A 14,476-nucleotide genomic window follows, 5' to 3' on the forward strand; every position below is an offset into this window, starting at 1 on the left:
GCCGGAAGCACGTACACAGCATCATGATAAACGTGGGTCGCGCCTTCGAATAGGGCCTTAGTAAGGAAACTTAGTATCCCTTGCCGGAAAACGCCCCGAGCGCTCGACCAATCTCCCTTGCGGCGCCTACTGCGGCGTCTCCATACTCCTGGTACTTCGCGGGCACAATCCTGCTGGACGGCCCTGAAATCGAGATGGATCCGGCCGCCACGCCTCCCGGCCCCAGCACCGGAACGCCGATGGACGTAATCCCCGCACTAAGCCCCTGCTCATTGATGGAGTAACCCCGCGCTTGCGTGTCGACAATCATGGCCCTGAGCTGAACGGGGTCGATCACCGTTTGCGGCGCCACGGCCTCCAAAGGCCCCGCCAAATACTCATCAACAAAGGCATCCTCAGCAGCGGACAAATAGGCGATGCCCGTGGACGAGGCGTGCATGGGCAGCCGCGAGCCCAGCGGCAGGAAAGCCCTGAGGACATGCGGGGTGTCGAGGCGTTCGATGATGAGCATGTACCCACGGTCCGGCACCGCAAGGTGAACCGTCTCCGTGGTATCCAGCTGCAGCGCATTCAGAGGTCCCATGGCCGCGTCGCGGATCACCGAACCGCTGCTTCCTCGACTTGCCACGGCGAAGGCATGGTTGGTGAGCACCCATTTTCCAGCCTGGGTTTCGGACTGCACCACCCACCCCAGCTCCGCGAGGGTCCTGAGCATGCGCAGCACTGTGGCCTTGGGGACATCCACCTCACGGCTCAGCTCCGATAAGCCCGCAGGTTGATTGTCGGACACGGCTTCAAGCACCCGTATCGCTGTGACCACGCTCTGAGTGCTCATCCACTCTCTCCCTCTTGACCGCCCCGAGTTCCTGATCTACATTACAGGCGATTTCCAAAAATGAACCAATGGTTCATCCAGTGAACCGATGAAGTTTGATTGGAGAACGAGACTTATGGATTTACAGATTGCCGCCCTCATCATCTTTGTTGGCGTTTTCGTCCTGGCCACCCTGCGAAAAGTGCACATCGGAGTGCTCATGTTTGCAGCCGCTGCCGGCGTCGGCGTCTGGATGGCAGGCATGACCATCGACAAGGTGGTAGCCGGCTTTCCCATCGGAATCCTTGTGCTGCTGGTCGGAGTGACCTACTTCTTCGCAATCGCCCAAGCCAACGGAACCATTGACCGCATTATCGAAATGGCCATCGCCAAAGTCGGCGACCGCGCATTCTTCCTTCCCCTGGCGTTTTTCGCCTTGACCATCGGTATCTCGGCCATGGGTTCGCCTTTGGCCGGACTGGTCATGGCACCCATCGGCATGCCGTTGGCCAAGCGCTACGGCATTGACCGGATGCTCATGGGCATAGCCATCGGATCGGGTCTCAGCGCCGGGGGTTTCGCCCCCACCAGCCTTTTCGGCATCGTCACCTACGGCACCGCCCGGGCGGCCGGCATCGACCTCGATCCCTTGGTCCTCTTCAGCGTGGCGTTGGGCGCCAACGTCCTGCTCCTGGCCACGGCCTACGTCCTGTTCGGCGGGTTCAAGCTGCTCAACGCTCGAACCACTGACGGTTTCGGCAGCAACGTCCCACGTTTCAGCGCAAGCCGCCCCACGCCGTCGCACCCGTTTGAGCGCGAAGGCAACATTGCGCGCAGCAAGCAAGCCGTTCAGGTTCTGGAAGAACCCCACGCCGCGACGCCGAAGCCTGCCAGGCTGAACCGCAACCAGATCATCACGGTTCTTTGTATGGCGGGCCTGGTAGTCACTGTCATACTCATGTCCCTCCTGGGATCCAGCCCGGACATTGGCGTCCTGTGCTTCGCCTTCGCATCCGTCCTCACCCTCTGCGACCCGCAGTCCGGCAAATCAGCTGTCACCAAGATCGACTGGTCCACCGTCCTCTTGGTGGGCGGGATCATCACGTTCGTGGGGGTGCTTCAGACCATGGGCGCCGTCGCCTTGCTCGGCGAAGCAGCCAGCGCCGTCGGGACTCCCCTGCTGGCCGCGCTGGTGATCTGCGCAATCGGCGGACTCGTGTCCGCGTTCGCATCCACCACCGGAATGCTTGCGGCGCTGGTGCCGCTGGCGCTGCCACTGGTTGCCTCCGGAGACATCGCAGGATGGGCGGTCATCGCGGCACTGGGCGTGTGTTCCTCGATCGTTGACGTCTCACCGTTCTCCACAGTCGGCGCCACTTTCGTGGCCACCGTCGACGAGGAGGAACGGCCCAGAATCACCAAACTCCTCACGCGCTGGGGATTGTCCATGGTGGTATTCGGCCCGCTCCTGCTGGTGGGCACCTTGGTGCTGCCCTCCAGCCTCTAGACCCTCTACATCGATAGGACAATCAGCATGATTAAGCCACTCAATGGAATCACCGTGATCGACCTCAGCCGAGCCCTTGCCGGCCCATACTGCACAGCGCTCTTGGCGGACATGGGTGCCCGGATCATCAAGGTCGAAAGCATCAACGGAGGCGACACCGCCCGGCAGTGGCCGCCGTTCCACAACGGCCACAGCCTGTACTTCGATTCCGTGAACCGCAACAAGGTCTCCGTGTGCCTCGACTTCTACTCAGCCGAGGGGCGCGACATCCTTTCCACACTCATCGCCGGGGCCGACGTACTCGTGGAAAACTTCAAACCCGGCACGCTGGAGAAGATGGGGCTGACGGCATCACGGCTGGAAGAGCTCAACCCGGAGCTTGTGGTTGGATCCGTCACCGGCTTCGGCAACACCGGCCCACTCAAGGACGACGCGGGCCTGGACCAAGTAATCCAGGGAATGTCCGGGCTCATGTCCGTCACAGGGCCCGGCCCCGGCACTTCCTACCGCGTGGGCGTTCCGATCGTTGACATCACGTCCGGCATGGTCTGCGCGTTCGGGATCGTGGCCACCCTGCTCGGAGTCCGTAAGGGTGAGCGCGCCAGCCGGGTATCGACGTCGTTGTTGGAAACGGCGCTGAACCTGTCCGCATTCCAAGGGCAGAAGGCGCTCAGCCTCGGCGAAGCACCAGCTCCCCAAGGCAACAACCACCCGGTCATCGCCCCTTACGGCATGTTCGCCACCGCAACGGAATCCATCAACATCGCGGTCGGCAGCGACAAACAGTGGAAAGCCTTCTGCACAGTGCTGGGCATTCCGTCAGCGGTGGAGGACCCTCGCTTCATCACTGGCGCGGACCGCTCGGCGAACAGGTCAGTCCTTACCGAACTCATTGAATCCTCTCTCGCCACGAAGCCCTCGGCCGATTGGGTCTCCCTGATCAGTCAGGCCGGAATTCCCTGCGGACCCATCTACAACTACCCGCAGGCCCTGGCCTCAGAGCAAGTTGCCGCTCTGGGCCTCGTCCAACAGAGCAGGCGACGGGACGGCTCTGAGCTGCCGCTCCTCCGCGGGCCGCTGAGTTTGGACGGTGAAGCGAGCGAAATCCACTCGCCGCCGCCACTGCTTGGCGAGCACACCGCCGAAATACTGCAGGAACTTGGAATGACGCACGACGACGTCACCCGGCTTGAGCGCGAAGGGCGCGTTAGGTGCGGCGGCGCTTTGGATGGTGCCGTCTTGGATGCCGCAACGATGGGAGCAGGACGATGACCACTTCCTTGAAGACCGCGGCCTTCCAGACAGCTCATATAGCCGCCTCGATCAACGACAGTGTTGCTACGGTGTGGATTGATAACCAAGGCCAGCGCAACGCCCTCACCAAGGCAATGTGCTTGGAGCTACAGGAACTCATGCCCCGCCTTGATGCCGATCCACAGGTCAGCGTCGTGGTGCTCCGCGGCGCAGGCGGTACATTCTGTGCCGGCGCTGCCATCAGTGAACTCTCGTCAGTATTGCTGGATCAGCAGCCCGATGGTTCGCTGGTTGACCACCTCAGCCTGGCCGACCAAGCGATCACGTCGCTTTCCAAACCGAGCGTCGCCATTGTCGAGGGGGCCTGCATGGGTGGCGGCTGGCAGATCGCTTCGGCTTGCGACTTCATCATCGCCAACGAGCGTTCGGTCTTTGGGCTGACACCGGCGAAAATTGGCATCATCTACCCCCGGCCCGGGATCGAACGACTCGTCCGGCTGGTGGGACACGCCAACGCAAAGTACATCCTCCTGACCGGCCAGACTTTCGGCGCCACGCAAGCCAAGGAGCTGGGGCTGGTTGCCGACGTCGTACCTGACGGTTCGTTTGAAGAACAGTGTCTCGAGCTTCTCGGTTCGCTCCGAAGCCGGTCGCGATTCTCCATGCATGCCATGAAGCGGCTGGTCGGTCTGACTGACGCACCACATTCAGGTGCCGACCCCTCCAATATCGATCAGGAATGGTCAGACGCCTGGACAGCCATGCCCGCCAGCCCCGACATGAGCATCGGCATCAGCGCGTTCCTCAATCGCGAGCATCCGCAGTTCACGTGGTCACCCCGGACTTGATCCGCTTCCCCCCGTCCGATCAGCTTCCGGTCTGCGCTGACGGAGGCTTGGCGCTTGCTGGTGTGGTCCTCCTGTGTGCCAGGGGATGATGTGGTCGATGTGTCTGATGAGCGCCATTCTCCTGATCTGGTGACGCCACGCCTCCAACTGTTAGGCTAGGCGAACAATAGTGTTACTAGTTACGAATTTGCAGGAGTCGGCGTGCCTAAATCCATGGTGGAGAAGCTCCTTAGCCGGCGGTCGATGCTCTCGGGCGCTGCGGCAATCGCTGCGGTCCCGGCGTTCAGCGCCGCCGAAAATCACAGCAGCCACGACCCCCAGGGCACTCCGGCAGAAGGTTCCCGTCCGGCGTCGACAGCAGGCACGTCCGGAACCACGGCACATACAGACGTCACGAGTCACGCCGGCCACGCCGGGTTTGCCGGCGGCGCGGTCCCGCCCGACCGGGCCGGCATCGATCCCACCGCCATCCTCCACGACTTCGACCGCGGCAAGACCAGTACCCTCCCGGACGGACGGACACTCCGCGAGTGGGACATCGTGGCCGTCGATAAGGACTTCGAAATCGCCCCGGGCGTGACGTTCCCAGGATGGTGCTACAACGGCAGGATCCCGGGCCCCACGCTGTGGGCGCGGGAGGGAGACGTGCTGCGGATCCATTTCACCAACGCCGGTTCGCACCCGCACACCATGCATTTCCACGGAGTCCACCGCGCCGAAATGGACGGGACACCCGGTATTGGAGCAGGCTCAATCGGCCCGGGCCAGTCGTTCACGTATGAGTTCGACGCGACGCCGTTCGGGACGCATCTCTACCACTGTCACCAGTCGCCGCTGGCGCCGCACATTGCAAAAGGCTTGTACGGGGGCTTCATCATCGAGCCAAAGCAAGGCCGTCCGGCAGCAGACGACGAAATGGTCATGGTGATGAACGGTTACAACACCGACGGCGGGGACGACAACGAGTTCTACTCCGTCAACGGCCTGCCATTCCACTTCATGGACAACCCGGTGCAGGTCAAGCAAAACGCCCTGGTGAGGATCCACCTGATCAACGTGCTCGAGTACGACCCCATCAATTCCTTCCACGTGCACGGCAATTTCTTCCACTACTACCCCACCGGGACCATGCTCACGCCGAGCGAATTCACGGACACCATCTCCCAAGTGCAGGGTCAGCGCGGCATCGTCGAAATCCGCTTCCCCTACCCCGGCAAGTACATGTTCCACGCGCACAAGACAGAGTTCGCCGAACTCGGATGGATGGGCTTCTTCGAGGTGAATCCCTGATGAGCATTGAAGAAAAGCGCACGACGGCGAAAGTCACCTCGCCGGCAGAACCCCGCCCTTCCCTGCCGGGCTGGCTGCTGGGCATCGGCCCGCTGATCCTGATCGCCCTTCTGATGGCAGCGTTCGCGGTGTTCAACGGCCCAGGTCTGGCGAGGCTGACTGAAGGCATCCCACCCAAGGAGGAAGTCGCCGTCGAAGATGTCCGGCTTCTGCCGGGGCAGATTGTCATCACGGCAAGGAACGAAGGGCCGGACCCGGTCACGATCGCACAGGTGAACGTCTCCGACTACTACGCCGCGTTCACCCAAACCCGCGAAACCATGGCGCCCCTCGAGGCCACAACGCTGACCATCAGTTACAGCTGGGTGGAAGGCGATCCGTACGAGATCGCACTGGTCACGTCCGTTGGCGGCAAGATTCCGGCCACGATCGATGCTGCCGCGCTCAGCCCTGAACGCGGCACGTCCTTCTTCGGGCTGATGACTCTGCTCGGCATTTATGTGGGGGTGATTCCGGTCGCCCTGGGCATGTTGTGGATGCCATTCATCCGCCGGTCCTCTGCATCGTGGATCAGGTTGCTGCTCGGTGTCACGGTAGGACTGCTGGCTTTCCTGGCGATCGATGCCACCTTTGAGGGCATGGAACTTGTGGCCGGAAGCGGCGCGTTTGGCGGACCTTTGGTGGTGTTCCTCGGCGCGCTGGTTGCTTTCCTTGTCCTTGAAGGCTCGGACGCGTGGATGCGCCGACACCAGGATCTTTCACGTGCGGACAAGCCAACCGCATTGGCCCCCCGCCGCTTGGCCTTGCTGATCGCAATCGGCATTGGCCTGCACAATCTTGGCGAAGGACTCGCCATCGGCTCCGCGTACGCGGTAGGCTCCCTGGCGCTCGGCGCCACTTTGATTGTCGGCTTCGCGATCCACAACACCACCGAAGGTCTGGCCATCGTCACACCTCTGGCCAAGGAACCCGCCCGCCTCGGTTGGCTTGCGGTGCTTGGCTTGATCGCCGGAGCTCCGGCCATTGGTGGGGCCGTGATTGGCGCGACCGTTTACCAACCCGCGCTCTCGGCCTTCCTGCTGGGACTGGGAGCCGGCGCCGTAGCCCAGGTTGCCCTCAAGATCCTGCCCCTCATGAAGGGCATGAGTGGCAAAGTCCTCAGTCCAATTGCCTCAACCGGCATCATCCTCGGACTCGGCATCATGTTCGCTACGGGGCTTCTCGTCCAAGCCTGATTTCCGGAGCGGCTTCAGTGGCTTGGAACGTGACGTGTGCCTCATGTCGGCACAAGACGGCGGGTCCCCTCGTTGAAAGAGAGACGACGGGAGGCCCCATGCTCATTGTTCTAACAGGAATCGACGGCTCAGGAAAGACGACGGCGGCCCGCGCCTTGGTTGATTCTGCCCGCACCGAAAGCAGGAATGCGCTGCTGCTCAGCAACCACGCGGCCCGGCGGAGGTTGTCCCTGATCGGCGCACGAATTGGCTGGAAACCACCGGCCCGTCTGGCCGACTTCATAGAAACCGGCGTCCGCGTGGTGAACGTCCTCATTTCCCATGCTCGGGCCTCGCGTTTTGATGGGCTGGTGGTGATGGATCGCCATCTGCATTGCCAACTCGCCCTGCGGGAGGCCGCAGGCCTGCCCCGAGGCCGATTCTTGCCGTGGCTGCTGAAGGCGCTTCCGTCGCCGGATCTGATGATCCATTTCGACGTCGACCCCCAGCGGGCCTGCCGCCGCGTCATGGCTCGGGGAACCGATTCAGAGACGCTGGCGGACCTGATCGCATTCCGCGACGCCTACCGATCCCTCCCCGAATTCGACCAATTCCTGGAAGTGGACGCCAACGGCGATCCCGAAGCAACCCTCTCCCACATCCGACTCGCTTTAGCCCAACCTTCTCTCACATCCCAACCGCTTTAGCCCAACCTTCTCTCACATCCCAACCGCTTTAGCCCAACCTTCTCTCACATCCCAACCACTTCAGCGCATTAATCCATTCGGTATATGATTCTGGTTCGATCCCTTAATTTTTGAACCAGATCCGGCCCACCCATGCCCGCCTGACGCTGAAGGATTTCCGTGAGCCACCCGATCCACCACCACACTCCTCAGCCCGCAGGACTTGCAGGAACCACCCGGACCAACAAGCTGCCAAACATCGGCAAGACCGCACCCCTTGCCCTACTGCTCGGAGTCACGTCAGCCCTCTTGGGCCTGGCCCCATGGTTGACCACGGGCGCCATCCTTCCGTTGCAGAATCTGTGGTCAACCCAAACCCTGCCGGCCGACATGCCCTTATCGCTGCTGCCCGTCAGCCAATACAAGGTCACCGTGATCTTGTCGCTGATGACTGTAGGCGGCGCCGTCGCAGGTTTGGCGGTGCGTGCTTGGGCGCCCGCACGACGGCGGCTGGTGACCTGGTGCGCGCTGGCGGGAGTTTTCGCAGTGCACGGCACGGCGACGGTTCAAGCCTTTGCAGTGGTGGAACGAGGGTTGGAGCCTGGCTCGCGTTCCAGCCTTTACCTCGCAGGCCTTCTCGCCGGAGCACTGGTTGCCGTGGTGGCGAGCTTCCTGTCGGTTTTGCTGTTGTCGGCCAAGTCAAGAGCTTGGGCGACTCTTGGCGCAGGACTCATGGCATTGCCTTTCGCATCCTGGATCACCGAGTGGGCCGTAAACGCAACAGGCCCCGGCGACATCCCCTCGGCGGTCCTCACGGGGATCTACTGGCTGCCGCCCGTGCTTGTGGGCACGGCCTTGGCTTGGTGCGGGCTTCGTCCAGCCAGCCGCGCCATTGTATGGACCGCGAACCTGGCCTTGCTGTGGCTGGTCCCCGCCATCTTCACGTCAGTGAATTACGTACTGGGCACGCGCATCACCCTGGGTGACTTGGATGAGATGGCACTCATGAGCCGGCAGATCCTCGCCGCCACACTCGGACCCCAAGGCCAAGCCGGCCCACGAGTCTTAACGGCCTTGGCCATCGGATTGGCGGGCACGGTCGCACTGGCCCTGATCCGCCGCCGGCGAATGGACGTCACTACCGCGGCCTCATCAGCGGCAGGCTGAGCACGCGCGGCATCGCCGCAGGACGCCGCACCCGTGGGCGGGAATTGATAGGCATAGACTATCTACTCCCGCACGCCGCCCCAAAGGACCCCGGACCATGGACACGCGCAAGCTCAAGTACTTCCTCGCCGTCGTGGATCATGACGGGTTCAACCGGGCAGCCGAGCATCTGCTGATCGCCCAACCGTCGCTGTCCCAAACCATCGCGAGCCTTGAGAAAGAGCTCGGCGTTCCCTTGTTCCACCGCATCGGCCGGCGGGCAGTCCTCAGCGAGGCAGGCAAGGAACTCATCGGCCCCGCTCGACTGGTGATGCGGGACCTGGACGCAGCCCAATCCGCGGTCCAATCATTGCGGGGCATGCGCAGCGGTCGGCTGGACATCATCACCATGCCGTCCCCCGGCATTGAGCCCCTCACCTCCATGATCGCCGCTTTCACCAAACTCCACCCGTGGGTCCGGCTCGACGTCGGGGCCGCCTTCACGCCGGAAGAGGTGATCGAATCAGTCCGCAGCGGCAGCAGCGAGATCGGCCTTGCGGGCTCCCCCACGGCAATCAAGGTGCCAGGCGTGGAAGTTCTTGAACTCGAACGCCAGCCGCTGATTCTCATAGTCAACCCGCGGGCGGACACCTTCGAGGCCACGGATCAGGCCATCCAGCGGGAGGATCTGGACGGCCATCGACTTATCGCCAGCCAGCGGGGTTCGCTCATGCGCTGGCTCGTGGACGACGCAATCGCCCACGGCATTGAACTGGAGATCGTGGTGGAAGTTGCCCACCGGACCTCAATTCTTCCCTTGGTTTTGGCGGGCGTCGGGCACGCCGTCATGCCGTCATCGTGGGCTCCCACTGCGCACAAAGCCGGGCTGCGAACGTTGCTGATAGAACCAATCAGCCACCTGGATGTCGCTGTTCTCAGCCGCAAGGAGAACCTGACTCCGGCGGCCACAGCGTTCCTGGACGTCGCCAGAGATCACGCCACAAGAAATACATAGGCCCTACCTATCAGACGTATCGAAACTAAGTCTTGGACGCCAACTACCCCTCAAACGTCTACTTGAAGAGGAAGAACAGTGTGACCCCGATAACAGGCTCACTGCTAACAAACTCAACGAGGAGGTAGGCATGAGCGCCACCCAGAAATTCACCATCGCATCGATTCCCGCTGACGGCGTGGGCAAGGAAGTTGTCTCCGCTGGCCGCCGCGTGCTGGACGCACTCGCCGAGAACTCCAACGGCAAGTTCGCCTTCGAATGGACCGAATTCCCGTGGGGTTGCGGCTACTACGAGAAGACGGGGCAAATGATGGACCCCAAGGGCCTTGAAGCCCTCAAGGACTTCGACGCCATCTACTTCGGAGCCGTTGGTTGGGAAAACGTCCCGGACCACATCAGCCTCTGGGGGCTGCGCCTGAACATCACCCAGAACTTTGACCAGTGGGCCAACATCCGCCCGGTCAAGTTCCTCCCCGGAATCCAGTCCCCGCTCCGCAAGGCTGACGATACCGAGCTGGACTGGATCGTTGTCCGTGAAAACAGCGAGGGCGAATACGCCGGCCTCGGCGGACGCAACCTGAGCGGCCGCGGTCCCGGCAATGAAGTCGCCCTCCAGACCGCGCTCTTCACGGAAAAGGGCTGTGAACGCATCATGCGTTTCGCGTTCGACCTCGCCCGGACCCGCACGGTGAAGAAGGTCTCCTCGGTCACCAAGTCCAACGCACAGCAGTACGGCATGGTCCTCTGGGACGAAACGTTCCAGCGCGTCTCGCTGGACTACCCGGATGTGCAGACCGAGAGCGTGCTGGTTGATGCGATGAGCGCCAAGTTCATCCTCAAGCCGGAGGATCTGTCCGTGGTGGTGGCGTCCAACCTGAACGCCGACATCCTCTCAGACCTCGGCTCAGCCCTGGCCGGCAGCCTTGGCCTGGCGGCGAGCGCCAACCTGAACCCGGAGCGCCGCTTCCCGTCCATGTTCGAGCCGGTCCACGGTTCCGCACCAGACATTGCGGGCCAAGGCATCAGCAACCCGATCGGTGCGATCGCCAGCGCCGCCCTCATGCTGGACCACTTCGGCTTGCACGACGAAGCCCGCCGTGTCGAAGCAGCCATCGAACAGGCCACCGGCTCCGGTCACCTGACCCGCGACGTCGGCGGCGACGCCACCACAGATGACGTCACCGAGGCCATCATCTCGGCACTCGTCAGCACCTTGGCTGCCGTCTAAGGCACCAGCACCTAAATCAGTCCAACCTAGACGACGTACGACGGCGGCCGTCTGGCCGCCGTCGTCCTTCCCCACATCCTTCAGCTTCTCCAGAGACATTCCACAATGAGGTAGGAATCATGGAACACATCACCACCGCCGGCGCAGCGGCCACCAGCAGGAAAGCGCCAAACAAGACCCGTTGGTACCGGCAGTTGTACTTCTGGGTGCTCACCGCGATCGTGGTCGGCATCCTCCTGGGCTGGCTCGCTCCGACTGCGGGCATCGCCATGGAACCCATCGGCACCACGTTCGTGAACGCGATGAAGATGCTCATTGGCCCCATCGTGTTCCTGACCATCGTGGGCGGAATCGCCAGCGTTGCCGACCTCAAGAAAGTCGGCATGACTGGACTGAAGGCCCTGACCTACTTCCAGATCGGCACCATTTGTGCCATGGTCTTCGGCCTTGTTGCCATCAACGTTTTCCGTCTGGGTGACGGAGTCAACGCAGACGCCAGCACTATCAAGACCTCCGACTCGGCTGCGAAACTGATCGACGCGGGACAGCACCAAGAGTGGTGGCAGTTCCTGACGCACATCATTCCCAACAGCATCGCCGGCCCGTTCGTTGAGGGCGACATCCTGCAGATCATCTTCATTGCTGTGGTGTTCGGCATCGCCCTGAACGCCATGGGCAAGGTTGGCGCACCTGTACTGGACGGCGTCCAACGGCTCACCGGCGTGATGTTCAAGATCCTGGGCTTCATCATGAAGGCCGCTCCGCTGGGTGCGTTCGGCGCCATGGCCTTCGCCGTTGGCAAGTACGGTGTCTCGTCGCTGACCAGCATGGGCGGATTGATTGCGCTGTTCTACGGCACCTCCATACTGTTCGTGATTGTTGTGCTCGGCTCCATCATGGCCATGCTGCGGCTGAACATCTTCACCATGATCCGGCACCTCAAAGAGGAATACATGCTCATCCTGGGCACCTCTACCGCTGAGCCTGCTCTCCCCGGCCTGATGCGCAAGCTCGAGCATGCCGGAGTGAAGAAGGAGACTGTTGGCCTGGTTGTTCCCACTGGTTACAGCTTCAACCTGGACGGCGCCGCGATCTACCTTTCGCTCGCTGCCCTGTACATCGCACAAGCCACCAACACGGACCTGACCATTGGCCAGCAGCTCGGCCTCCTCGCCGTGATGCTCCTAACGTCAAAGGGTGCGGCAGGCGTTGCCGGTGGCGGATTCATCGCGCTCACCGCCACGCTGACCACCCTCGGCACTATCCCTGCTGCGGGCATCATGCTGATCTTCGGCATCGACAAGTTCATGTCCGAGTGCCGGGCCCTGGTGAACTTCACGGGCAACGCCGTGGCCACCTTGGTGATCGCCCGCTGGGACCGCACGCTGGACACCGACCGCGCCCGCCGCGTCTTCGCCGGCGAGATCCTTGAGCCTGTGCCAACTGATGATGCCGTAGTAGTCCCTGTGGAGGACGAGACAGACCCCCTTGAAGCACCCGAGCACTCTGCCGCCGTCGTACCGTCACCTCCTGTACCCGCCGCCTCCGCCGACCGCCGTCCCGCCTACTCGGAATCCATCTGACATGACCAACACCACCGCCCCGAAGACCGTGCTCATCGCCCCTGACAAGTTCAAAGGCAGCCTCACCGCCGGCGAGGTTGCGGAAGCCCTGGCGGCGGGACTCAGTGCCGCCCACGGCACATCCGGGGCGATCCACTGCGAGATCCTTCCACTCGCGGACGGAGGTGACGGCAGCGTTGATGCCGCCGTCGCCTCCGGCTTCGGCCGTTACAACTGCACTGTCGCCGGCCCCACGGGCCAGCCCGTCAAGGCAGACATCGCGTTCGACGGCGTCACGGCAGTTGTGGAGGTCGCGAACACGTGCGGTTTGGCCGTCCTGCCCAACGCCGGACTCGCGCCGTTGGAAGCATCCAGCCGCGGCTTTGGAGAGGCCGTACTGTTTGCCCTCAGCCTCAAGCCGAGGCGAATGGTGCTGGCCCTCGGCGGCAGTTCGAGTACCGATGGCGGCATGGGCATGCTCGCAGCGCTGGGCCTTCGGTTCCTGGATTCGTCTGGGCGTTCCCTGCCAGGCAACGGGCATTCACTCTCACTTGTGCATTCGGTGTCCGGCTCGTTGGTCCCGGAACTGGTGGACGTGGAACTCATCCTCGCGAGCGATGTCCACAACCCGCTGTGCGGATCCGACGGCGCGCCCGCCGTTTTCGGGCCGCAGAAGGGTTGTTCTGCCGCCGATGTTTCAGCGCTCGACGCCGGTCTGACGCACTTCGTTTCGGTGCTCGCCGGCTCTGGGGCTGCTGCAGTGGGTTCCTGGGCAGGCCGCGATTCGCAGGCTGAGACCGCGTCCTTGGCAGAGCAGCCGGGTGCCGGCAGTGCCGGCGGGATCGGGTTCGCCTGCCTCCTGCTGGGTGCCCGCCAGGTTTCAGGGGCGGACTATTTTCTGGACCTCCTGGACTTCGATGCCCGCAAGGAGAATTGCGACCTTGTGATCACCGGCGAAGGCAGCATCGATGAGCAGACGCTCGCAGGGAAGCTGCCCGCCGCCGTCGCCCGCCGTTCCGGCACCCGGCCCATCATCGCCGTCGCCGGCCGTTCGCTGCTGCCGCAAGAGCGGTGGTCCGAGATGTCCTTGTCCTGCGTGTATGCGCTGGCTGACTACACAACGTTGGACTCCGCGAAGGATCCTGAGTTGTCCAGGAAGCTGCTTCGTCGCATTGGCAAGGACATCGGCCAAAGCGTGCTGGATGCTGTGGGCGTTTAGGACGGCGGTCCGCAGCTGGCCCGGAAACCGGGCCAGCCATTCCGCCTCTACCCCAGTTCTTCGCAGATGTCCCGCTGCTGGCCTGAGCTCGTCACGAAAGTGAACACGCCGGTCACAGGATCGATGTCGTAGACCAATTTGCCAATGTAATGCGTAGTCGTAGGTCCTGCAGGGATATCCGTGGGAAACAAGATCAGTCCGTTGTGGCCCGTTGCCGTAACCGTGAGCGTCCCATCGGCATTGACCCGCGTGCTGGCCACCGAACCGTCAGTCCGGATCGTGACAGATTCCCCGGTATCGAGGTTCGTGTATGTCAGGAGGACGCCCTTGCCGGCTTCGAGAACGCGTACCACGTTGCCGTCTTTGTCCTTGAATTCTGTTGTCTGGATGATGCCACCAGATCCATCGAGCATCAGAGCAAACGAACAGCCCTCGCCTGCTGGAAGCGATATGGGTAATTGCAAGGCGGCTGCCGCCGGCACAGCGGGGTACAGCATGGCAGCGACCAGTACTGCAACCGGCGCAAGCCTGAGCGCATTTTTGTTTTTCATGGGGTTCCTCGATTTCGAGCGGAGCGAGTGTATTCCGCGGCACCATCCATGAATTGTGGAGGGAGACCAAGTGCCTGCGCTCACGGGACAAGTCCCTGACAGCGGCCGTTCCCCGAGGCCGCCTGGCAGATGCCAGTGAAGA

13 protein-coding genes are annotated in these 14,476 nt (G+C 62.5%); 11 read left to right on the forward strand and 2 right to left on the reverse strand.

What is annotated here, in order from left to right; translation table 11 throughout:
- Positions 1-70: 70 nt before the first annotated feature.
- Positions 71-835, reverse strand: a complete 765-nt coding sequence (locus tag ACIQC5_RS12920) for an IclR family transcriptional regulator (protein WP_400282677.1) — start codon at positions 833-835, stop codon at positions 71-73.
- A 115-nt stretch (positions 836-950) separates the two neighbouring features.
- Between ACIQC5_RS12920 and ACIQC5_RS12925 the strand changes: the two genes are divergently transcribed.
- From ACIQC5_RS12925 to ACIQC5_RS12975, 11 genes are all read left to right on the forward strand, one after another.
- Positions 951-2,321: an SLC13 family permease gene (locus tag ACIQC5_RS12925; protein ID WP_400282680.1), complete on the forward strand. Its 1,371-nt coding sequence runs from the start codon at positions 951-953 to the stop codon at positions 2,319-2,321.
- A 27-nt stretch (positions 2,322-2,348) separates the two neighbouring features.
- Positions 2,349-3,593 carry a CaiB/BaiF CoA transferase family protein gene (locus ACIQC5_RS12930; protein ID WP_400282683.1) on the forward strand — a complete coding sequence of 415 codons (1,245 nt, stop codon included), beginning with the start codon at positions 2,349-2,351 and terminating at the stop codon, positions 3,591-3,593.
- On the forward strand, positions 3,590-4,423 hold the full coding sequence (locus tag ACIQC5_RS12935) for an enoyl-CoA hydratase/isomerase family protein (protein ID WP_400282685.1): 834 nt from the start codon (positions 3,590-3,592) through the stop codon (positions 4,421-4,423). Before ACIQC5_RS12930 ends, ACIQC5_RS12935 begins: the two co-directional genes overlap by 4 nt.
- 201 nt (positions 4,424-4,624) lie before the next feature.
- Positions 4,625-5,713: a multicopper oxidase domain-containing protein gene (locus tag ACIQC5_RS12940; protein WP_400282688.1), complete on the forward strand. Its 1,089-nt coding sequence runs from the start codon at positions 4,625-4,627 to the stop codon at positions 5,711-5,713.
- On the forward strand, positions 5,713-6,948 hold the full coding sequence (locus tag ACIQC5_RS12945) for a ZIP family metal transporter (protein WP_400282691.1): 1,236 nt from the start codon (positions 5,713-5,715) through the stop codon (positions 6,946-6,948). The genes ACIQC5_RS12940 and ACIQC5_RS12945 overlap by 1 nt, the downstream gene beginning before the upstream one ends.
- Before the next feature lie 98 nt (positions 6,949-7,046).
- Entirely contained in the window at positions 7,047-7,634 is a 588-nt protein-coding gene (locus tag ACIQC5_RS12950; RefSeq protein ID WP_400282694.1) for a thymidylate kinase, read from the forward strand.
- Positions 7,635-7,793: 159 nt separating this feature from the next.
- Positions 7,794-8,780 carry a hypothetical protein gene (locus tag ACIQC5_RS12955; RefSeq protein WP_400282697.1) on the forward strand — a complete coding sequence of 329 codons (987 nt, stop codon included), beginning with the start codon at positions 7,794-7,796 and terminating at the stop codon, positions 8,778-8,780.
- Between the two features lie 97 nt (positions 8,781-8,877).
- Positions 8,878-9,774 carry a LysR family transcriptional regulator gene (locus ACIQC5_RS12960; RefSeq protein ID WP_400282699.1) on the forward strand — a complete coding sequence of 299 codons (897 nt, stop codon included), beginning with the start codon at positions 8,878-8,880 and terminating at the stop codon, positions 9,772-9,774.
- A gap of 130 nt (positions 9,775-9,904) precedes the next feature.
- Positions 9,905-11,002 (forward strand): tartrate dehydrogenase, encoded by a 1,098-nt coding sequence (locus tag ACIQC5_RS12965; RefSeq protein WP_400282702.1) that lies wholly within the window; start codon positions 9,905-9,907, stop codon positions 11,000-11,002.
- A 119-nt stretch (positions 11,003-11,121) separates the two neighbouring features.
- Complete coding sequence (dctA, locus tag ACIQC5_RS12970; RefSeq protein WP_400282705.1) at positions 11,122-12,585, forward strand: C4-dicarboxylate transporter DctA; 1,464 nt, start codon at positions 11,122-11,124, stop codon at positions 12,583-12,585.
- Position 12,586: 1 nt separating this feature from the next.
- Entirely contained in the window at positions 12,587-13,783 is a 1,197-nt protein-coding gene (locus ACIQC5_RS12975; protein ID WP_400282708.1) for a glycerate kinase, read from the forward strand.
- A 47-nt stretch (positions 13,784-13,830) separates the two neighbouring features.
- Here the strand turns inward: ACIQC5_RS12975 and ACIQC5_RS12980 are convergent, their stop codons facing one another.
- Positions 13,831-14,334, reverse strand: coding sequence for a hypothetical protein (locus tag ACIQC5_RS12980; protein ID WP_400282710.1), 504 nt, complete (start codon positions 14,332-14,334; stop codon positions 13,831-13,833).
- Positions 14,335-14,476 lie beyond the last annotated feature (142 nt).

The organism is Paenarthrobacter sp. NPDC092416 (assembly GCF_044755025.1).
Taxonomy (GTDB): Bacteria; Actinomycetota; Actinomycetes; order Actinomycetales; family Micrococcaceae; genus Arthrobacter.

Excerpts from the sequence above, each read along its gene's own strand:
- ACIQC5_RS12920 (WP_400282677.1), bottom strand. The coding sequence starts at position 835 with ATGAGCACTCAGAGCGTGGTCACAGCGATACGGGTGCTTGAAGCCGTG.
- ACIQC5_RS12925 (WP_400282680.1), top strand. The coding sequence starts at position 951 with ATGGATTTACAGATTGCCGCCCTCATCATCTTTGTTGGCGTTTTCGTC.
- ACIQC5_RS12930 (WP_400282683.1), top strand. The coding sequence starts at position 2,349 with ATGATTAAGCCACTCAATGGAATCACCGTGATCGACCTCAGCCGAGCC.
- ACIQC5_RS12935 (WP_400282685.1), top strand. The coding sequence starts at position 3,590 with ATGACCACTTCCTTGAAGACCGCGGCCTTCCAGACAGCTCATATAGCC.
- ACIQC5_RS12945 (WP_400282691.1), top strand. The coding sequence starts at position 5,713 with ATGAGCATTGAAGAAAAGCGCACGACGGCGAAAGTCACCTCGCCGGCA.
- ACIQC5_RS12950 (WP_400282694.1), top strand. The coding sequence starts at position 7,047 with ATGCTCATTGTTCTAACAGGAATCGACGGCTCAGGAAAGACGACGGCG.
- ACIQC5_RS12960 (WP_400282699.1), top strand. The coding sequence starts at position 8,878 with ATGGACACGCGCAAGCTCAAGTACTTCCTCGCCGTCGTGGATCATGAC.
- ACIQC5_RS12965 (WP_400282702.1), top strand. The coding sequence starts at position 9,905 with ATGAGCGCCACCCAGAAATTCACCATCGCATCGATTCCCGCTGACGGC.
- dctA (WP_400282705.1), top strand. The coding sequence starts at position 11,122 with ATGGAACACATCACCACCGCCGGCGCAGCGGCCACCAGCAGGAAAGCG.
- ACIQC5_RS12975 (WP_400282708.1), top strand. The coding sequence starts at position 12,587 with ATGACCAACACCACCGCCCCGAAGACCGTGCTCATCGCCCCTGACAAG.
- ACIQC5_RS12980 (WP_400282710.1), bottom strand. The coding sequence starts at position 14,334 with ATGAAAAACAAAAATGCGCTCAGGCTTGCGCCGGTTGCAGTACTGGTC.